General features: G+C 35.6%; 18 protein-coding genes and 1 pseudogene. 17 read left to right on the top strand and 2 right to left on the bottom strand.

Annotated features, from left to right (window positions below; genetic code table 11):
• The first annotated feature begins 157 nt into the window (after window positions 1–157).
• The 3 genes from AC3A54_RS15585 (at window position 158) to AC3A54_RS15575 (ending at window position 3,406) form a co-directional block, all read left to right on the top strand.
• On the top strand, window positions 158–697 hold the full coding sequence (locus tag AC3A54_RS15585) for a sigma-70 family RNA polymerase sigma factor (protein ID WP_487655125.1): 540 nt from the start codon (window positions 158–160) through the stop codon (window positions 695–697).
• Window positions 690–2,105: a DUF4179 domain-containing protein gene (locus AC3A54_RS15580; RefSeq protein ID WP_487655124.1), complete on the top strand. Its 1,416-nt coding sequence runs from the start codon at window positions 690–692 to the stop codon at window positions 2,103–2,105. The genes AC3A54_RS15585 and AC3A54_RS15580 overlap by 8 nt, the downstream gene beginning before the upstream one ends.
• Window positions 2,106–2,437: 332 nt before the next feature.
• On the top strand, window positions 2,438–3,406 hold the full coding sequence (locus tag AC3A54_RS15575) for a tRNA dihydrouridine synthase (protein ID WP_487655174.1): 969 nt from the start codon (window positions 2,438–2,440) through the stop codon (window positions 3,404–3,406).
• A gap of 109 nt (window positions 3,407–3,515) precedes the next feature.
• On the opposite strand, the gene AC3A54_RS15570 is transcribed toward AC3A54_RS15575, so the two are convergent.
• Window positions 3,516–3,905 carry a hypothetical protein gene (locus AC3A54_RS15570; protein ID WP_487655123.1) on the bottom strand — a complete coding sequence of 130 codons (390 nt, stop codon included), beginning with the start codon at window positions 3,903–3,905 and terminating at the stop codon, window positions 3,516–3,518.
• A 141-nt stretch (window positions 3,906–4,046) separates the two neighbouring features.
• Here AC3A54_RS15570 and AC3A54_RS15565 point away from each other — a divergent pair, with 141 nt between their 5' ends.
• Window positions 4,047–4,292: a Na-translocating system protein MpsC family protein gene (locus AC3A54_RS15565; protein ID WP_487655122.1), complete on the top strand. Its 246-nt coding sequence runs from the start codon at window positions 4,047–4,049 to the stop codon at window positions 4,290–4,292.
• A 107-nt stretch (window positions 4,293–4,399) separates the two neighbouring features.
• On the opposite strand, the gene AC3A54_RS15560 is transcribed toward AC3A54_RS15565, so the two are convergent.
• Window positions 4,400–5,413, bottom strand: coding sequence for a substrate-binding domain-containing protein (locus AC3A54_RS15560; RefSeq protein WP_487655121.1), 1,014 nt, complete (start codon window positions 5,411–5,413; stop codon window positions 4,400–4,402).
• Between the two features lie 523 nt (window positions 5,414–5,936).
• Between AC3A54_RS15560 and AC3A54_RS15555 the strand changes: the two genes are divergently transcribed.
• The 13 genes and pseudogenes from AC3A54_RS15555 to AC3A54_RS15495 all read left to right on the top strand — a co-directional run bounded on the left by AC3A54_RS15555 (window position 5,937) and on the right by AC3A54_RS15495 (window position 20,964).
• Window positions 5,937–7,736, top strand: a complete 1,800-nt coding sequence (locus AC3A54_RS15555) for an ABC transporter substrate-binding protein (protein ID WP_487655120.1) — start codon at window positions 5,937–5,939, stop codon at window positions 7,734–7,736.
• An 82-nt stretch (window positions 7,737–7,818) separates the two neighbouring features.
• A complete protein-coding gene (locus AC3A54_RS15550) occupies window positions 7,819–8,805 on the top strand; it encodes an ABC transporter permease (protein ID WP_335548381.1) in 987 nt (328 codons plus the stop codon).
• 1 nt (window position 8,806) lies between these two features.
• Window positions 8,807–9,760 carry an ABC transporter permease gene (locus tag AC3A54_RS15545; protein ID WP_335548380.1) on the top strand — a complete coding sequence of 318 codons (954 nt, stop codon included), beginning with the start codon at window positions 8,807–8,809 and terminating at the stop codon, window positions 9,758–9,760.
• Window positions 9,738–10,739 carry an ABC transporter ATP-binding protein gene (locus tag AC3A54_RS15540; protein WP_487655119.1) on the top strand — a complete coding sequence of 334 codons (1,002 nt, stop codon included), beginning with the start codon at window positions 9,738–9,740 and terminating at the stop codon, window positions 10,737–10,739. The genes AC3A54_RS15545 and AC3A54_RS15540 overlap by 23 nt, the downstream gene beginning before the upstream one ends.
• Window positions 10,732–11,739: an ABC transporter ATP-binding protein gene (locus tag AC3A54_RS15535; protein ID WP_487655118.1), complete on the top strand. Its 1,008-nt coding sequence runs from the start codon at window positions 10,732–10,734 to the stop codon at window positions 11,737–11,739. The genes AC3A54_RS15540 and AC3A54_RS15535 overlap by 8 nt, the downstream gene beginning before the upstream one ends.
• Window positions 11,720–13,945, top strand: coding sequence for a hypothetical protein (locus AC3A54_RS15530; protein WP_487655117.1), 2,226 nt, complete (start codon window positions 11,720–11,722; stop codon window positions 13,943–13,945). The genes AC3A54_RS15535 and AC3A54_RS15530 overlap by 20 nt, the downstream gene beginning before the upstream one ends.
• A gap of 151 nt (window positions 13,946–14,096) precedes the next feature.
• Window positions 14,097–14,249 (top strand): annotated as a pseudogene (locus AC3A54_RS15525) (tRNA-dihydrouridine synthase); the annotation flags it as partial.
• Window positions 14,250–14,494: 245 nt separating this feature from the next.
• Complete coding sequence (locus tag AC3A54_RS15520) at window positions 14,495–16,525, top strand: DUF4179 domain-containing protein (RefSeq protein WP_487655116.1); 2,031 nt, start codon at window positions 14,495–14,497, stop codon at window positions 16,523–16,525.
• Between the two features lie 208 nt (window positions 16,526–16,733).
• The gene (locus AC3A54_RS15515) at window positions 16,734–17,054 is read left to right on the top strand and encodes a glycoside hydrolase family 16 protein (RefSeq protein WP_487655115.1); all 321 of its coding nucleotides are present in this window, start codon (window positions 16,734–16,736) and stop codon (window positions 17,052–17,054) included.
• Between the two features lie 6 nt (window positions 17,055–17,060).
• Entirely contained in the window at window positions 17,061–17,552 is a 492-nt protein-coding gene (locus tag AC3A54_RS15510) for a glycoside hydrolase family 16 protein (protein ID WP_487655173.1), read from the top strand.
• Between the two features lie 16 nt (window positions 17,553–17,568).
• Window positions 17,569–18,903 carry a GH1 family beta-glucosidase gene (locus AC3A54_RS15505; protein ID WP_487655114.1) on the top strand — a complete coding sequence of 445 codons (1,335 nt, stop codon included), beginning with the start codon at window positions 17,569–17,571 and terminating at the stop codon, window positions 18,901–18,903.
• Between the two features lie 35 nt (window positions 18,904–18,938).
• Window positions 18,939–19,814, top strand: coding sequence for an alpha/beta hydrolase (locus tag AC3A54_RS15500; protein ID WP_487655113.1), 876 nt, complete (start codon window positions 18,939–18,941; stop codon window positions 19,812–19,814).
• A gap of 250 nt (window positions 19,815–20,064) precedes the next feature.
• Entirely contained in the window at window positions 20,065–20,964 is a 900-nt protein-coding gene (locus tag AC3A54_RS15495; protein WP_420489783.1) for an ABC transporter permease, read from the top strand.
• Window positions 20,965–20,973: the final 9 nt, after the last annotated feature.

Here is a 20,973-nt window from a genome sequence, read left to right as displayed (position 1 = left end):
TGAAATAAGCAGAAGCCGAATCAGGTTTCTGCTTATTTTTATGAGCTTCGGATTTTATTTCCATGTTATGCTTTTCCTTAGAAAAATAAAAACTTTAACTTTTTGAAACTTTTCTTGAGTATAGATTCCACTAATTAGTAAAGGGGGGGCAAATAAGATGGAAATAGAAAGCCACCGGCTAGTTAAGAAAGCAATCAAAGGTAATAAATGCGCCTTTGAAAAGTTAATTCAACAACATTATGAAAGAATCTACCGAACTGCCTATCTTTATGTACATAACGAAGAAGATGCGTTGGATGTTGTCCAAGAAGCAACTTATCAGGCCTTTACATCTATCCATTCGTTAAAAAATCCGGAGTATTTTATGACCTGGCTCACCAGGATTGTCATACGATGTTCGGGACAGGTCCTAAAGAGAAAAAGCAATGTTGTTCCGTTGAGTGACGAGATAATATCAAATTTGCCGGGTGAAGCAAATTCAAACATTGAAGAATCTATACAGCTCTTAAATGCAATTCAGCAGCTGAGAGAGAATTACCGTACTGTGATTATCTTATTTTACTATTACGATTACTCGATAAAAATGATTAGCAGTGTCATGGAAATTCCAGAGAGTACTGTAAAAACATATTTAAGTAGAGGGAAAGCAGAGTTAAAAAAGTCCTATAAAAATGAGGAGGACCAATGCCATGGATAAAAAGGAATTAAAAACAGCAATAGAGCAAATACCTGTACCCAAAGAAAAAGTATTTAGTGCCATTTCCAAAGGGATCAACATGGAAGGCAATAGGGGAAAGGCAAAGAATAAGAAGGTTCTTGTAGGTGTGGCGACGGCTGCTGCTCTTCTTGGAATCACTGTTACCTCAGGATTTGTTAATCCTACAATGAATAGAGTATTAGCTAAAACTCCTTTACTAGGCGGGATATTTCAAGAATTTAATGATGCAACAGGTGTAGAATTAGCTAACCAGGATGCAGTTACAGAATTAAACCAAACACTTACCAAAAGTGGGGTAACGGTAAAGCTGACCAGCGCTTACTTTGATGGCAGTGTGGTATCCATTACAGGATTTGTAGATGAAGATGTTGAAAAGGGGCATAACGAAAAAGGTGAAGTAAGCTTTGATGTAAACTTCGAACACAATAAAGGGGATCATGACCCTTGGCTAAATGGAAAGTCAAATGATATTAAGAAAGTAGAGAATGGATATAATTTTCAATGGAAAATGAATTATCCCTATACATCATTCAAGGAGAATTCTACTCTTCCTATAACGATTCATAATATCAACGGGATAAAAGGTGAATGGAATTTTGATATTCCAATTAAACAAGAAAAAAATAGTACACTTGCTATTAACCAGGAGCAAGGATATCCGGAGGACGAGGTAAAAATCCGTATTAAAGAGATACTCACTGCAAAAGCATCATCTTCGCTTATTTATGAGACCGTGGAGAAATATAAGGGTGATGATATTTATATACAAAAAGCTGTTGATAATAAAGGAAAAGTGTATAGGTTTGAAAACCCAACATATCTCGAGGAATCGAAACAAGAAGATGGATATCATAGTATCATGAGAAGAGAAATGACCAAGCTCAATTCAGATATTACTTCACTTACCTTTTATCCTAGCCTATCAGCAGCAGATCCAAAAGTACAACATCTATTGGACAAAAAAACATTTACATTAAAAAGCACACGGTTCGATTTAGGTCTGCAGGTAAATGATGTGACTCAAAAAGGTGGGAAATTGGTCATAGATTATCAACTTACAGGGCTTCCGAAGAATTTGAGTAAAGGAAAACTAGAAACAATTAACCATAATTTGGAGTATCTTTTCTGGTTGGTTGATAAGGACTATTTGGCCAAAATCGACCCGGAAAATGCATGGACACCTAAAAACCACGGTATTCCGTTTAATAAAGTAAAATTGATTGATAAGGAAACAGCACATTTCCAATCTACTTTTGACTTAAACGGAGAAGAAAGGATTGAGAATTTTAAGTTAGAAAATACAATGTTGCTATTTGATTTTTCAAGCTTAGTCCCATCTAAGGATTTAAAACCCTTTACTGTTGAACTTCCAGTGGAGAATGAATAAACCCGCCAGCATCTCGGGTGTTGTCAACTACAGTCCACACATTGCGAAACAGTAGCGAAAATAGTATTAAAATAGACAGAAATCGAATCAGGTTTCTGTTTATTTTTTTGGATCTTTACTTGTACAGAAAGTGCCAAGGGGACGGTTCTGCTGGCTTTTTGAAGATAGAGACAGTTCTCGCAAAAAGCCAAGAGAACCGTCCCCATGGTACTCAGTTTGATAAAAAGTACTTAAACATGGTATAAGTGTAAAGGTAGCAGGGACATTCTGCTCTTTAATTTTGGGATAGGGTTTGGCCTGGTCTCCCATAATGAGAGGATTTGAATTTGAATATGAAAGATAATTTTTGGCGTGATTTACCACGACCTTTTTTTATACTGGCACCCATGGAAGAAGTGACGGATGTTGTTTTTCGTCATGTAGTGAGTGAGGCAGCCAGACCGGATGTGTTTTTTACAGAGTTTACAAACAGTGAGAGTTATTGTCACCCAGATGGAATCAAAAGTGTGCGCGGGCGTTTGACTTTTACAGAGGATGAACAGCCAATTGTCGCTCATATATGGGGGGACAAGCCTGAAAACTTTCGGCAAATGAGTATTGGTATGGCGGAAATGGGCTTTAAGGGTTTGGATATCAATATGGGTTGTCCCGTACCCAATGTGGTACATAACGGGAAGGGTAGTGGCCTCATCCGCCGCCCGGAAGTTGCAGCAGAATTAATACAAGCAGCAAAAGCGGGAGGATTGCCCGTAAGTGTAAAGACAAGGCTTGGTTTCTCGGATGTAGAAGAATGGAAGGTCTGGCTAAAACACATACTGGAACAAGACATTGCCAATCTTTCCATTCATCTTCGTACACGGGATGAAATGAGCAAAGTAGATGCTCATTGGGAGCTGATCCCGGAGATTAAGAAACTTCGTGACGAGGTAGCACCAGATACACTTTTGACAATCAATGGGGATATTCCTGACCGTCAAACTGGCTTGAAGCTTGCTCAGCAATACGGTGTTGATGGGGTTATGATTGGGCGTGGTATTTTCCATAATCCATTTGCTTTTGAAAAGGAGCCGAAAGCTCATAGCAGCCAGGAATTGCTTGATCTCTTAAGACTGCATATGGATCTTCATGATAAATATTCGCATTTAGAGCTACGACGTTTCACGGCTCTTCATCGCTTTTTTAAGATTTATGTCAAAGGATTCCCTGGGGCTGGTGAATTAAGAAATCAATTGATGAACACGAAATCAACAGATGAAGTGCGTGCATTACTCGACAATTTTGGGTCAAAGAATCGTGATTAAGAGGGGAACAGTAAAAGTGTTCCCAGTCAAGGTAAAAGCGAAGTAGGACGTTAAAACATAAGCCACCTAAAAAATAGGTGGCTTTTTCGCGATATCCTGCAATAAAGAATCATTTATTTTTTTTTCTACCATTATTGCAACTTGAATCATCATGTTCATAATCCCAGCAGCATGAATTAAAATAGTCAGGATTTACATAATTACCGCATGGATAATATTTTCTCATTAAATCAGGCGGAACGGTTGCACCTGCGGGAAGATTTTTTGCTGTATAAGGAAAAGACTCTGATACTTGGTTATTCCTATAGAAAAGGAATAGAGGAACCTTAGGAAGTTGGCTGGCGTCAACCCAGGTAAATCCATTTTCAGAAGTGACGGACGACGGGCGCGCTGCTCCGAAACTTATTACAAGGTTTACGTACCCCTTTTTATCAATAATCGTCTGAAAATCACTTATTGTATAGAGCCCTAAAATACCTCCTGGGGTGATAAAACTCATACTCCAATATTTATGGATATGGGGTTAATGCTCTAGTCTATTTGAAAATTGAAGTAAATAATGTAATCTATTCGGTAACGAATTCTAGCTAGTAAGCTAGATTTTAAAGCCACAGTAAGCAGTAGGTATCCCCTGCTCTTATTGTGGCTTTTTATTTCGCTGAAGATTTTTTTGGTAAAAAGAGATGGAATTTTAGTGCGAATTGAAAAGGCATTGATTGCCAAGAGATTTGAACAGACTCTGTCGGTTACCAAGGATGAACTTGAAAAGTCATATCTTCACCGTGATGGTCGCTTTGAAGAAATTTTTAGCAATCCTGTTGCAGATATTTTTGTGGATTGGGACTTTAACGAAGATAAAAGTATCATGTGCTTTGTCCTAAAGTAATACACTCAGGGATAAGTGGAGTGCTGTGCGCAGATAGTTTTAAGAAAGCAGGAACCAATTTGGTTCCTGCTTTATGAATGATTGGGGCAGAAAAATACTGTGTATTCCTATTTATAAGGAGCTAACCCAGTAGATTCTCGTTTAAGAAGTGTTGAAGGAAGAAGTATTTCTCGAAACGGAGCAGATTTATTTTCTAAACGCCATAATAACTGATTCAATGCACATTCGCCATAGTAATGTAAATCAATGTCTAATGTAGTGATCTTTGGGTTTGCTAATTTAGAAAGTTCACCGTTATCATAACCACATACAGAAATGTCATTTGGAATGTGAAACTTATTTTGTTGTAGGTAAGAACTTACATAAAAGCTCAATCCATCATTTACGCAAAACCAAGCCGAGGGTTGCTTTTCTAAAGAATGTAAATATGTAAATACATTTTCTTCTGACTCATTCATAGTAGACATAATGAATTTTGGATTTGGTGTAATACCGTATTTTTTTAAAGCTAAATAATACCCTTCTAAACGCTCTTCGTAACTAGGGGAAATACCGGTATTTCCAATAAAACCAATATCTTGGTGATTTAATTCAATTAGGTGTTGAATTGCTTGAAAGGCACCAAAACGATTATTTGTTAAAATACAATCAGCCTGTACATTAGGATAGTGATGATCAATGATTACAGTAGGAATACCAGTATTAATTACTTTATCAATATACTTATCACTAATGTGAGATAGAATAATAATTCCGTCAACCTGAGACTGCTGAATAATCTGTGGAAGGGTTAAAGACTCCTTCTGTTGATTATTAATAGATTGAACCAATATATTGCAATTTGCGATCGTAGCCTCTTTTTCAACACTTAGATAGATTTCTCCAAAGAAACCTCGCTGGGAGAATGCAAAGTCAGAAGCAATAAGGGCGATAGTTTTGGTAGGAGTCTGATTAATTTGTCGTTTTTTTTCACGATACTGATAGCCAAGTTCATTCGCTGTTTTCATAACTAGTTCTCTTGTTGCTATACTTACCCCGTTTTTTCCACCTAGTGCCTGAGAAACAGAATTCTTGGATATTTGTAACTTATCTGCAATATCTTGCATTGTAATTTTTTTCATAAATTATCTTCACCTAACAGATTCTTTCTTCTTTCTACTTATGTATATATTACAACATTTAATTAGATTACAAATCAAGTTTCGTTATTTATTCGTAAGTAAAAAATAGGAAGGGGATCAGGATGAAATTAGTAAGTTCAGAAGTTAATTATGGTGGAATGTTTGCATCCAAAAGTACAGCACTTCAAAGAAAAGGAAAACGGCATTAGTTAACTGGATGAAAAGTGGTGTCCCTGAAACTGTAATGGAAATCTTTGCTGTTTTAAATTTTGTAATTTTTTGTAATGTTATTTTATATTGTAATGATAATTTATAGAAAGTCAAAGGATATTGAGTGTTATTTGATATTTAGATAAGTTTTTTATAAAAAATGGATATTTACTAAGGTTGATGACCCGTCTGATTATTCTGTAATTTTAAAAAACATGTTGACTCCCTTAAAAAGTAATGTAATAATAATTTTTGTAATTTACATTACAAAAATAAGAAAGCGATTACAAAAAATCAGGGGAGTGAAACATTAATGGCAAAAAAATTAACAAAGGTTATCACAGTTTTTTTAACAGCATTGCTACTTTTAGCTGGCTGTGAAACACCTAAAACAAGCAAAGTGGAAAAAGAAACTTCTGGCGCAGGAGGAAAGTCCACATTAGTTATTAATGGCGACTATACTGTTCCGCCTACTGGTCACGGTAATCCGTTCGTCGGTGGAAATGTAAATGGTATTGAACCATATATGTACGACAAATTATTCGTATATGCCCCATTTCCAAAGGGGGAATTCAAACCACATCTTGGTGAGAGCTTTGAGTTTAGTAATAATGTTTTAAAAATTAAACTTAAAAAAGGTTTAAAATGGAGTGACGGTTCAAGCTTAACAACTAAAGATGTTGAAACTGCTTACTATATGGCATTTGGCAGAAGACAGATATGGGAGTATGTAGAATCAATTAAAGTAATTGATGACTATAATATAGAATTGCACTTCAAAAATTCCAGCCCATTAATCTTAAATATGGTTTTTGATATTAAAATGGACGCACCACAAAAAGTCTATGGTGAGTGGGCTCAGAAATATAAAGATTTGGTAGCTAAAAGAGAATATCATCCTGAAACTTTAACTTATTGGTTCAACCCTGAAATTGATACGAAATTACAAGAAATAAATAAAGATCTAGAAAATGTAAAACCAGATGTTACCAAAGTCATTACATCAGGTCCTTTTACAGTTGATAAGTTTACTACACAAGAAGCATTATTAGTAAAAAATCCAAATTATAGAGAGAAATTATCCATTGATGTTCTAAAAGTTGTACGTGTAACAAGTCCAGAGCTAGCAGCAAACGCTATGATTGATGGAACTTTAGATATACATAGCGGAGGAATTGTAAGAGATACAGAAGAACAAATTATCAAACAAGTTCCAGATTACAAGGCTTACTATGTATCAGAGTATAGTCAAATGGCAGTTATTTTTAATACGCAAAAATATCCTGCTAACATAAAAGAGTTTAGACAAGCAATGGCATATTTGATTAACAAAAAAGAATTAATGCCAATTACAGAACCAGGAAGCCTGCCAAGTGAAAATACTTTGACTGGTTTACCAAAAACATTGCAGGAAGCTTGGGGAGTAAAAGATTTTGCTGATAAAGAATTAAACGCTTACAAATTTGACACTAAAAAAGCAGAATCCATTTTAAAAGGCTTAGGTTGGTCTCGAAATGCTGATAACAAATGGGTAGATGATAAAGGTAAATTAGTAAAGTTTGAATTAACCTGTAATGCAGGGTGGGGCTCTGCAATGTTACCGGGGGAAGCTATTGCAACAAGATTAAATGAATTTGGTATTACAGTTGACTTTAAACCTATGGAAGACGGAGCTTACCAAGAGTATTACTCAAATGGAAAGCACACAGTGGCTATCGAGTTTGCACCAGCAGGAAATGTTTTATATGCACATCCATACGGAACGTATGTGTCTCTATATAAAGATCGTTTGAATTTAATGGGCCTTCAACCAAATAAAGATGGCCAGGTGATTTTGGAATCAGACGGCAAGCAAGTTAATGTGACAGCATTAGTCGATAAATTGTTCTTAGCCCAAGGTGATGAAATTAAAACCATTACTGAACAGTTAATGAAAGTTACTCATGATAATGCTTTGTTTATTCCATATCTAGAAAAAGGGTTCCCAATAAGAACTCTTAAAGGAAAATATCAACTTGATGTAACTCCTGATAAAGTGATTAAAGATGCAAGATATTCGGGAGTAGGAGAAGATTTATTTTCAACATTAATTGAAGAAAAAACAATAAAATAGTTTGCAAATGGAATAAGGTAATTATTTGGCGTGTGAAAAAGGATTTCTATTTTTTACACGCCTTCTTAATGGGGGAGAATGCATGATTAAAAAAATTGTAGTGCTACTCTTAACTGTATTGATTGCGGTTATAGCAACATTTTTTATTATCGAGTTAATGCCTGGAAACCCAGTAGATATACTCGCAAAAGACATCGTTACAACACAAGGTATTTCATATCAAGATGCTTATCGAAAAGCTATTACTCTATTAAATTACGACCCTAACCTGCCTATGCATGAAAAACTTTTAAATTTCGCTAAAGACCTCTTATCAGGAAATATGGGTGTGTCTTTGAAATATAAAGCAAATGTATTGGATATCGTCCTTTCTGCTCTTCCTTGGACTTTATTGGTAGCAGGAACCTCTACCCTTATTGCTTTTGTCATTGGTGTAAGCATTGGAATGTTTGCAGCCTGGAAAAAAAGTAAAACTTTAAACCTAACTCTAGATACAACTGCATCTATTATGGGAGCAATTCCAGAATATATTCTAGGATTTTTCTTGATTATCATATTTTCCGTTACTCTGAAAATATTCCCTTCTAGGGGAGCTTACTCTACTAGCGTTGATGTTGGTTTCAATCTTCCTTTTATTATTGATGTTGCTAAACATGCTACATTGCCTATTCTTGCATTTTTTATTGTCAATGTCGTCAATTGGATTACCAATATGCGGGCAACTGCTGTAAATATTTTAGGTGAAGATTATATCCAATACGCGAACGCTCGCGGATTAAGCAACAAAGATATCATTTTTAAGTATGTTGGAAAAAACGCATTACTGCCCATGATCACATCTCTGGCAAGCACTTTTGGAATGCTTGTTGGCGGCGCACCACTTATTGAAGATTTATTTGCTTATCCTGGTATTGGTTATTATTTAGGTAATGCTACTGGTGCTAGAGACGCTGTTCTTATGCAGGGTATGTTTTTCACTATTATTATTACCGTTATTTTTTGTAATTTTTTGGTTGAATTATTATACGGATATATAGACCCTCGATTGAGAAGAAAGGGTGGTCACTAAAATGTTAAAAAAAATAAAAAATGACTTTTCTGGTATTAATGATTTCTTCAAGATCATTTTTATGAACAAGCAGGCTGCTGTTGGCTTCATTATTTTATTAATATTTATTTTAATGGCCGTGTTTGGTCCAATTATCATTAAACCGCAAATTGCCGATTATGCGAATAGATTACAAGCACCATCATTTCAACATTGGCTGGGAACTGATTTTAGTGGCAAGGACACGTTTAAACAATTTGTGCTTGGTTCAAGAGATGTTTTGTCTATAGCTCTTTTTGCTGGAGTTTTTACGATAGCTATCGGTGTTATTATCGGTATTTCCTCTGGACTTATTGGTGGACTTGTTGATGAAATTCTTATGATGATTACAAATGTTGTTCAGACAATACCTAACTTTCCTGTACTTATGGTTTTATCGTTAATTATTAGCGCTAATAATACGTTGGCATTTGGTCTGATCCTTAGTTTGTGGTCCTGGTCTGGTTTGGCTCGTGCTATTCGTGCTCAGACAATGAGTTTAAAACATAAAGATTTCATTGAGGCTAGTCGACTTTTAGGCATGGGTAAAGGCTATATTATCGTGAATGATATTTTACCTAATATTATTCCGTTCATTGCTGTTAATTTTATCATGGTTATGAAATCTTCCATTATGGCAAGTGTTGGCTTGATGGTGTTGGGCCTTGCTCCTTTTTCGGGAGAGCATTGGGGAATTATGCTTGACATTGCTTTGACGAAAACTGGCGCCTTGTTAGGTTCTGCCTCTACCGTATATTTATGGACCCCAATCGTCGGAATAGTGCTTTTCCAGTTAAGCTGCTACATGTTTAGTAAAGGTATTGAGGAAGCTTTCAACCCACGAATTAGAACTTCCATTTCGGGCAAAAAAGTAAAAACAATAAATTTAAAGCCTCTTTTGAAAGGAAAAGACAATGGAGAAATTAATTCAATGTAAAAACATAACGGTAGAATTTGATGTCATGCATAAGGGAACAAACAAAGTATTAAAAGCTGTGGAAAACGTAAGTCTTGATATATATAAAGGTGAGGTACTAGGAATTATAGGAGAAAGTGGCAGTGGTAAATCTACTTTATCCTCAGCGATATTAAGATTAATTAGACAACCTGGCCGAATCTCTCAAGGAGATGTCATTTATCTCAATGGGGAAAATCTATTAACTATTTCTGAAAAGGAATTTAATAAGTATAGATGGAAAGAAATTGCAGCCGTTTTTCAAGCAGCACAAAATGCACTAAATCCAGTTATCACCATCAAGGAACATTTTATAGAAACTTATCTCGCACACAAACCTAATACAAAAGAAGAGGAAATTTTAAATAAAGCAAAAGAACTATTAGGGTTTGTAAGACTAGAAGAAAAAGTTTTATCCAGCTATCCTTTCGAGCTAAGTGGCGGTATGAAACAAAGGGTATTAATCGCACTAAGTCTATTACTTGACCCAAAACTAATTATCTTAGACGAACCAACCACGGCACTTGATGTCATTACTCAATGGTACATCTTGGAGATATTAAGAAAGATTAATAAGGAAAGAGGCGTGGCGATTGTTTTCTTAACCCATGATATATCTATCATTGGCTCTATGGTCGATCGAATTGCAGTTATGTATGCAGGTGAGATCGTAGAAGTAGGGGATGTAATGAAAGTTTATTCATCACCAAGACACCCCTATACCAAGGCACTGCTAGGAGCGATACCATCATTAAATGACGATATCTCAACAAGAAAATCGATTAAAGGTGCACCTGTCGATATGCTGGATTTGAAAAACGAATGTAGATTTGCAAACAGATGTGTTTATAAGGGAAAAGTTGGGTGTAATGGACTTTATGAAAATGCTAATGCTTTGTTAAATGTATCGGATAATCACTTTAGTAAGTGTGGATATTGGAGGGATCTAGACGATGAGTAGCATTATCGAACTTAAAAATATAGAAAAACATTTTGAAGATGGAAAGAATACTAGAGTAAAAGTTTTACGAAATATAAATCTTGATATTAAAGAAGGAGAGATTGTCGCTGTCGTTGGGGAAAGCGGTTGTGGAAAAACGACACTAGGAAAACTAATTGTTGATATCCACCCACCAACAGAAGGAAATATCCAATATTTAGGGCGAGAAATTTCTAGTTTGGATAAAAAATCGTATAAGGATTATCGACTGGGAGTTCAAATGGTTCATCAAGATTCGTTTGCTGCTCTAAATCCAAATAAAACGATTTTCCAATCTTTGAGTGCTCCTTTACTTAAACACAAAATCGTAAAAACAAAAGCCGAAGCATTAGAATTAATTTCTAAATACATGGAAGATGTCGAGTTAGCACCAGTTGAACAATTTCTATATAAGTACCCTCATCAGTTAAGTGGTGGCCAGAGACAAAGAATTTTACTTGCAAGAGCCTTACTAGTTAAACCAAAGTTAATTGTTGCAGACGAACCTGTTTCTATGGTTGATGCGTCTTTAAGAATTTCATTATTGGATCTAATGGCAAAAATGAATAAACTCTACGGTATCTCTTTTGTATACATTACTCACGATTTGGCAACGGCAAGATACATAGCTAACAACGGCCGAGTTGTGGTTATGTATTTAGGGAACATAGTAGAAGTAAATAATATAAATGACGCTATTCAAAATCCAAAGCATCCATATTTTAAAGCTTTGTTGAAGGCTGTTCCAGTAGCAGATCCAACACAAAAAGGCATGATATCCCAGTTACCATTAAAAAGTATGGAAATCCCTAACTTAAAAAACCTAGCCAAAGGCTGCAAATTTAACCCTAGATGCATATATGCAACTGAGTTATGTGAAAGCAAGGAACCTGAACTTAGAGAGTTAAATGGTGGTTTGGTCGCTTGTCATTACGCCGAAAGTATATTAGGGGGAAATGAACATGATAAGGCTGGTTGCTAACAAGACGAATGATGGAAAATATTCTGTGGATATCGTCTATAAAGATAAAATCGTCACTACAAACATACAGGGTGAGTTTAACCTTGTGATTGAAAATGAAGATCGGTCCTATCACGAAAGAATAGAAGATTTTAAAGCTACAAAAATAATCGAGGAAAATCACTCTCTAACTTTAGAAGGCGAACATTTTATTAAAATGTTGGATACCCATTTAGAATTTAAAATCATCTACAACATCATCAACGAAACAGTTGTAGAAAAAAAAATCCAATTAGTTCAAAAAAATATCCCACTTTTATTTTACAGTATAGAGACTGAACTATCTCCAATAGATCAACCAAAAGCTTATTGGAGCTTTGATAATGTAAATCATCTTGGTGGAGTAGTTAGGGAAGTTTATCCCGCATGTGGATTTAGAAGTTCAGATGATGTAACGGTAGGTATTTTATTGGATGCAGGGCATCGGAATTTGTGGACAAGAAATATAAGAAGACGACCACATTTCAATAAAATAGGTTTCACTGCCCTTCGAGAAATTTGTGATGTGAATTTATACAATGTTCCTAAAGTATCTGGGGATGGCGTAAAAGTCACATTGGGAGAAGCTGTTGATTACAATAATGGAAGCAATAAAGAAATCTTATTGAATGACTATATAAAGACAACCACTGAATTTACAGAAGAAGTCCTATTGGAAGATGGTTTTTACACGATTAGCTTTGACTATAAATCAAGCGGAGATATTAGCGTAAAAGTTTTACGTGATAAGAATGATAAGAAGGTCGTTCAAGCCTTTGATTATCAAGATCATATTCCTGGAGAAAAAAAACAATGGCAGTCATTTTCAGATTGTTTTTTACTGTGCAATACAGAAGGACTTCATTCTTTAATTAAAGTGTTTTTAACAAACCCCGAATCAGAAAATTCTTTGGAAATAAGTAACTTCAAAATTGAAAGTAATGCAGGGAAGTCTATCCCTTATCATAGATTAAATCTTGGTGAAGCCATTGAGAAAAAGTATTTTATTTTTTGCGATGACTCTGAATACAACTTTAGAAATATACGGTATAAAAGTCAAACAAGTTTGACTGAAGGAGTAGGTTTAAAAGACTTATCTGATGTAGAAAAAATATTGTTTGCCGATATGCAAATGCTCACGTGGATTACATCTAAAGAAAACTTTAATCCATTAAACGTGCCAAGTATTAATTATGCTCCTGATATGTATAATAGGGATTCATTTTGGAGCATCACTGCCATTGATGATAAATACCTGAGTCACAAAGTTTTCAAGGCATGGGAAGGAACACAAAACCAAGAGGGTGCTATCGGTACGATTATCACGCCATCATTAGGAAGCATTGAAGTGAAAGGTAATGAGGCGACATGTGAATGGATATGGTGGGCTTATATCAACAAGACTAGATACGGTATCGAACCAGATATGCTAAAAATCCAAAAGGCATTTGATTTTTGCGTAAATGAATTTGATCCAGACAAAACAGGATTAGCTCAAGCCCATTTTGTTTTGGGACAAAACGATGTGCAAACGTATTTTGAAAATGGAAAAACCTCGGATATTTCTGTCAATCAAGGAGTTTGGGCTGTCACTTTAAAAATTGCAAAGGCACTTGGTGTAGAAGTTGACGACCATCTTATAGAAAATGCCGTACAGTATTACAAAGATTTTTATTGTGTAGAATCGAAATTTTTCCTTAATCACAGGAAATGTAAAAACGCTATATCTGTAGGAGATCTTATGCCTGAATTTGTATCGATATGGCTTTTAAATGAGACGATGTTGGATAAGGAAATGGTGGTAAATACTCTAGAGCGATTGCCTATTTTTAAAGACTGTTCCCCGTTCATTGGAGATGTCGACGCTATCTATTTTAGAAATGATAATAGTCCTTTTGATGAGAAATTCCATTGGGAAGATGGACAATATTATAACGGTGGCAGTTGGCTGCGAGAAGAAATAATGGCTTATGTTGTTGGGGCAAAACATGGCTACGAAAAAGCACATGAAAGAATTGAAAATAGATTGCATGCGGAAATCAACACACATCCTGAAGACCCTGTTAGCCATGAGTTCATTGCTCTTAACAATAATCACGTAGAAACATGGTGGCCTTCTATTAGGGTTTTCTCATGGAATGTTTTTGTTTTGCAAGCTTTAGAGGTATATAGAAAAATTGCATCATAAAATTTGGTGTGTTAAAAGTCCTATGAATCAGCATAAATAGTTGGAGATAAATTTGAGTTAAAAACCAACAAAATTTGCGAAATCAGTCAATCGAAAATATCAGGTACCAAAGATAGAAAAACTAGTAAAACTCATTAAGTGCTAGGCACTAGAAATACTGACACGTTCAATCACAGGGCTTCATCGCTTTTTCAAAATTTATGTCAAAGGATTCCCTGGAGCTGGTGAATTAAGAAATCAATTGATGAACACGAAATCAACAGATGAAGTGCGTGCATTGCTTGATAACTTTGGTGCGTTCTAGTAGAACTAACCCCAATTTCGTTAATATTCTTTCTAAGAGAAATGAAATGATTAATAAATATTGAATTGACAGACCAAATAACAAAATTTTGGTCTGTCTTTTTTATTGCGAGATAGATAAAGGTATCTGTTGGTAAATGTTGTATAATTTAAAAGAATTTAATTTAAATCAACTTACTAGAGTAGATGTAGAAGTGGTTAAGTCAGATGAAAGCTAAAAAGAATGTTAAAGGGGGGAACACATAGATGATCCCAGCAAGAATAGAATCCATAGTAGATTGGTTCGATCAACATTTGCAATCGTTCTATGTACTTGGTTGGTCCTATCTTAGAAGTCAAAAGCAAATGGAAGAGCTTTTTTACCGGACCATTATAAAAGTCCATAAGGAGATGCGTCAAAATAAAAATGAAACATCTTTCGAAATGTCGGTTACATCCATTTTCATACATACCTGCCGGGAGCTTTCTGATAATAGTAGTTTACTAGCTTCAGAGGAAAGTGAACCACGTCAGGATTTATTTAAAGCACTTGATCAATTGAAAGAGTACGAGAAAGAAGCGATGGTACTTACATATATAAAAGGAATCTCCAAAGAGGACGCGGCACATCTTCTCCAAGTATCAGAAGAAAAGATGAAAGAGCATTTGTTTTCCGGAATCCGGTCACTTAGAAAAGTAATGGGGTACGGGTCAACCTTTAATGGCTGTAAAGAATATCATATTAATTACTTGGATTACCTTGAAAGAACCATGGATCGGATGAAAAAGATTGATTTAGAGAAACATCTTTATCATTGCCAAAATTGTCAGGAGGATTTGGCTGCATTTCAGGATGTCATGTTAACCATGTTAAATCTTTCTGAAAAGATGGAGGATTTCCATGTTCCATCGGGTTTCATGGAGAACGTCAAAGATAGGCTGGCAGAAGTGGAGAAGCACAGACAACAGAAGAATAAGAAACGCAAAAGAATGGGACTTGTTTTTGCAAGTGTTTTTGCATTGTTAATGGGGATAGAATATTTTACAGGGGCGTTTGCCAGCCATTATTATTCATGGAAAGAAAAAGATCCGGAATTGCGCGCGTATCTTCAACAGGGCCTGGGTGAAAGGCTGAACTTGAAAGCGGAAAGCAATGGCGTGAAAATTAAGATCATGGGTGCGATTGCTGATGATGTTCAAACGATTGTTTTTTATGAAATAGAAGATACGGATGAAGACAATCAATATGTAATGAATAATCAAGATGGGGTTTTGGTGGAGAATGAATATGAAATCATGAGCCATGAAGCAAATCTAAGGGAATATCCTCCTAATCTTGAATCCGATGTAAAAAACGAAAAAAAGAACGTGTATCACGGGAAGATTAGTCTGCTTCCACTCTCAAAGGAAAACGGGAAAATCAAACTGAAAATCACAAAGCTTCTGAAATTGAATCCAAATTCCTCTGAACAGAATGGTTATAGTGCTTCCGGGGATATGGAATATGAAACAGGGGAGTGGAACTTCGAGCTCCCTGTAACAAAACAACCTTCCGTAGAATATGCATTGGATGAAAAAATAGAAGTCAATGAAATTCCAGTTCGATTAGAAAAACTGACCATTGCTCCAACAGCGACACTTCTGCAATATAGTATTCCTAATGACCAGTCAGAAAAACGGATAGATGCTCTCAATTTTGACTATCTAGAAGTGAACAATAAGAAAGCGAAAGCTGATTTGTATGGAGGCTCTTATTTAGATACATCACAAGACATGAATTGGAGCACTTTTCAAACAAACTTTGACCCTCTTTTTGGAGAAAAACCAAAAAAGGTTAACGTTAAATTCGGCGCTATTTATATAACTGTTGAAGATAAAAAAACCATTGAGCTGGATGCCACTAAGGAATATCCTCAAACTTTTGAATATGCAGGCAGTACAATTTCCATCGACATGGTGGAAGTGGAACAGCAAACTAAAGTTGTCATAAGTAATCATGAAATAGAGAATCGAGCATTTGAGTCGCTTCAAATTAGTGTTGTGGGTGAGGATGAAAATGAACCGAGTTCAATGGAGATGAATTCTGAAGAAGTGCTCGTTGACAAAAACGGAGTAGAATACAATGAAGATATGGCTGTCCCGTATGATGACATCGAGCAGCCCCGTTATTTCGTTACAGTTCAAAACATAAAGGTAGAGACTAACACTGGAGAAAAAATGATTCCCAAAAGGCTAGAGATTTATGGATATAATATAACGAAATATTTGGATGATGTTGTGAAAATTTCGTTGGAATAACTAAGAAGGCAACTGACCCTTATTTGGGTCGTTGCCTTTTACTAATTTCTTTACCTGATTCAGTAAAATGGATAGGTAACCCCCGAAATTTTGGTACCCTAAACAAAATTATAAGTCTGAAGAAATTGAAACGGCAAAGGTAAAATGAAAAAAGAACCTATTTAAAGGTCCGTTTAACGATCATTCGATAGAAAGGGGAAACCTAATTTTGGAATCTAAAAAGGGAAATTTTCTTCCTAATAAAGAAATGAGTGCGCTTTCAGGTGTAGAACTCCAGTCAGATGAATGGAACCTAGTATGGGAGGAAAGGTTCACTGGTACAAAGATCGAAGAAGCTAATTGGAATTATACAGAGGGCGGCTGGGGATTTGGCAATGACGAATTACAGTATTACACGGCTCGAGAAGAAAATGCAAGGATTGAAAATGGACTACTAACTCTAGAGGCAAAAGAAGAGAAATATGAAGGAATGAATTACACATCTGCAAAACTAACGACTAAAGGAAAGGCAAGCTGGAAATATGGTTGATTTGAAATCAAAGCAAAACTTCCAGAAGGTCAGGGAATATGGCCTGCCATTTGGATGATTCCAGAGGATATGGAGCTTTATTCAGGCTGGCCTGCATGTGGAGAAATTGACATTATGGAGCTTATTGGTCATCAGCCTGGTACCGTTTATGGAACACTCCATTACGGAACACCACACACTTACACAGGGGAAAATTATAGCCTGCCTGACAATAAGAAATTCTCTGAGGGTTTTCACATCTTCACACTGGATTGGGAACCAGATGAATTTCGGTGGTATGTTGACGGCATTTTATATGCCACGCAAACCAAATGGTTCAGTAATCATAAAGAAACCGGCACTAAACACTCCGGATTTGCTCCGTTTGATAGAGCGTTTTACTTACAGGTTAATCTGGCTGTCGGGGGAAAGTGGCCTGGAAATCCAGATGTTTCAACCAGTTTTCCTCAGAAAATGGAAATTGATTATATTAAAGTTTTTCAGAAATTAAATAGATAACTATAGAGGTGACAACATGAGCAGATTTTCTAAAGAATTTATTTTCGGAAGTGCAACATCCTCCTATCAGATTGAAGGAGCCTTTCAAGAGGATGGCAGAGGGTTATCGATTTGGGATACATTTTCAAGGATACCTGGAAAAGTGGTCAATATGGAAAATGGCGATATTGCTTGTGATCACTACCATTTGTACGAGCAAGATATTGAAGTATTAAAGACTCTTGGAGTGGATTCTTATAGATTTTCCATTGCGTGGCCAAGAATTTACCCGGAAAAAGGGAAATACAATCCTGCTGGGATGGAGTTTTACAAAAAGCTAATCAATCTATTAAATAAAAATGGAATCAAACCTTCGGTAACACTTTATCACTGGGATCTGCCACTATGGGCACATGAACAAGGCGGATGGACAAATCGTGAGTCAGTAAAATGGTTTAAAGAATTTGCAGAGAAATGCTTTGAAGAACTGGATGAAAAAGTTTATATGTGGATTACTCACAATGAACCATGGTGTGCGGGGTTTCTTGGCTACCATCAAGGTATTCACGCACCAGGTCATACTAATATGGAGGAAGCACTGAAAGCGGTACACCACATTCTCTTATCACACGGGGAAGCAGTAAATCTGCTTAAGAAAAAAATGGGATCGGAAATTCCGATTGGAATTACCTTAAATTTATCTCCAATGTATTCTAATGGTTCTTCCATCAATGATATGCTTGCTGTTAATAATGCAGATGGATATTCAAATCGCTGGTTCCTTGACCCAGTCTTAAAAGGCTCATACCCAGTTGATATGTTAAATTTATTTTCCAAATATGTTCATTCTTTTGATTTTATCCATCAAGGAGATCTAGAAGTTATTTCTACGGCATGTGATTTCTTTGGAATTAATTTTTATAGCCGAGGTCTGGTGGAATACAATGGAGCCTCTGATTTTCTCTTTAAGTATTCTTATTCTGATTATTCCCAAACGGCAATGGGGTGGGATATAAGTCCAGATGAATTTAAAGAGTTAATCCATCGCCTTCGTAAAGAATATACCACTCTTCCAATCTATATTACGGAGAATGGTGCAGCTTTTAACGACGTGGTATCTGATGACAAAAAAGTACATGACGAGGAACGTAAGGAATATGTTGAACGTCATCTTAAAGCCATTGCAGAGTTAAATGAAGAAGGGATGGATATAGCAGGCTATTATTTATGGTCTCTTCTTGATAATTTTGAATGGGCGTTTGGCTATGAAAAACGATTCGGGATCACGTATGTAGATTTTCAAACTCAAGAAAGAATCATTAAAGATAGTGGTCTTCGTTATGCAGAAATTATTCGAGAAAGAACTATTTAGAAGCCCACAGCCTTTTTATTTTCGGAGGTCTTTTTATGTCAAATATAGATTTTATTTACGATTGGACAAAAGACGGATTACGTCTTCAAGGTATTCACTGGGAAGAAAAAACGATGGGAACTTGTGTATTGTTTATTCACGGCACATCAGGAAATATTATAGAAAATTATTTCGCCCATACTTTAGGACAAAAATTATCAAACAATGGTTATGGCTTTTTCTATGGGCATAATCGTGGATATAGCCATATTAATGAAATTAAAAACAATCAAGGAAACCACAATAAAATTGGTGCTAGATATGAAAAGTTTAGTGAATGTTTTTATGATATAGATTTATGGGTCAATAGAATTATAGATCTTGGTTATGAGAAAATTATAATAATGGGACATAGTTTGGGAGCGAATAAAACAATTCATTATATATCAAAGGAACAAAATCAAAATATAGTAGGCTTAATATTGGCTTCTCCCCCTGATATGGTAGGTCTAACAAAACTAAAAGATAAATTTAGAAACGAAATGATAAATGAAGCAAAAGGTAATTTGAGGAAAAACGAACCGAATAAGATTTTAAGTCATTTACACGAAGATTGGTTCGAAGTAAGTTCGGAAACATATTTGGAATTCTCAATCGATGGGTGTGCAGCGGATAATTTACCGATTTTAAGAAACCCTGATAGATTTGAAGAGTTAGACAAGATAAAAGTTCCTATTTTAGCATTTATGGGAGATACAGATGAAGTGAATATTAACAGTCCAGAAGAGGATTTATTGTTGCTTAAATCAAAAGCAACCAATTGTCCGGATTTCCAATACAAAATTTTAGATGGAGCAAACCACAATTATATTGATAAAGAGAGAGAATTATCAGAGTTGGTTGTAAGCTGGATAAAACAATCTTTCAAATAACAAGATGGACACATATATTTGAAAACGATACCAATGGCGGTGGTATCGTTTTTTTATGTCATTTCAAAAACCAAAATTATGATACCTTAATCAAAATATGCCAGCTTAAAATCTTGCCTTCTACAATCTATTATAAAGATATAAACACATCTAAGGTGGTGAGCTCGTGGAAACAAATTATCAACCAGTAGAACAAGTAGTACCTGAGGGCTTAATAAGCACCCCGACTAAAAAAGAAAAATTTAAAAAAGTGTTAAGAACCATAGCTGCTCAGAAATATTTGCACATTATGGCTATTCTCGGTGTTATTTGGATGATTATTTTTAATTATATTCCAATGTATGGCTTGATCATCTCTTTCAAGGAATTCAATATTGTTAGGCCTATTTCCGAAGCACCATGGGTTGGATTAGACCAATTCAAGGAATTTATACAAGATGATAATTTTATGATTGTTTTAAAGAACACCCTTGGTATTAGCTTTATTAAGTTACTCATCGGTTTCCCGCTTCCGATTATTTTTGCACTGATGCTTAACGAATTAACTTCGTTAAAGTTAAAAAAGGCTGTTCAAACGATTACCTATTTACCACACTTTTTATCTTGGGTAGTGTTAGGTGGAATCTTAACAACATGGCTAGCAGACATTGGTCTTATTAACGATATTTTAATGAACCTCGGACTTACTTCCGAAAGGGTCAACTATTTAGGAGAACCGGATAATTTCTGGTCCATAGTAATCATTTCAGATATTTGGAAGGAACTTGGATGGTCGGCCATTATTTATTTAGCTGCCATTGCCGGAGTTTCTCCAGAACTATATGAGTCCGCTACGATTGATGGAGCCAGCCGTCTTCAAAAAATGTGGCATATTACCCTACCATCAATAAAGCCTACAATTACCATTCTTTTTGTACTTGCTGTAAGTGGAGTGCTTAACTCCAATTTTGATCAAATTCTAGTTCTTCGCAACTCGTTAAATGAAAGCGCTAGTAATGTAATAGATACTTATGTTTATAAAGTGGGCCTTCAAAATGCACGTTACTCATACGCAACTGCAGTTGGATTGTTAAAATCAGTGATTGCTTTCATATTACTGATTGCAGCTAATAGAGTAACAAAGAAATTAAATGGCACCACACTATTCTAGGAGGTGATG

The organism is Neobacillus sp. Soil_C_43, assembly GCF_057656715.1.
Note: the sequence above shows the minus strand (reverse complement) of the source record. Positions and strands in the feature narration are given on the sequence as shown.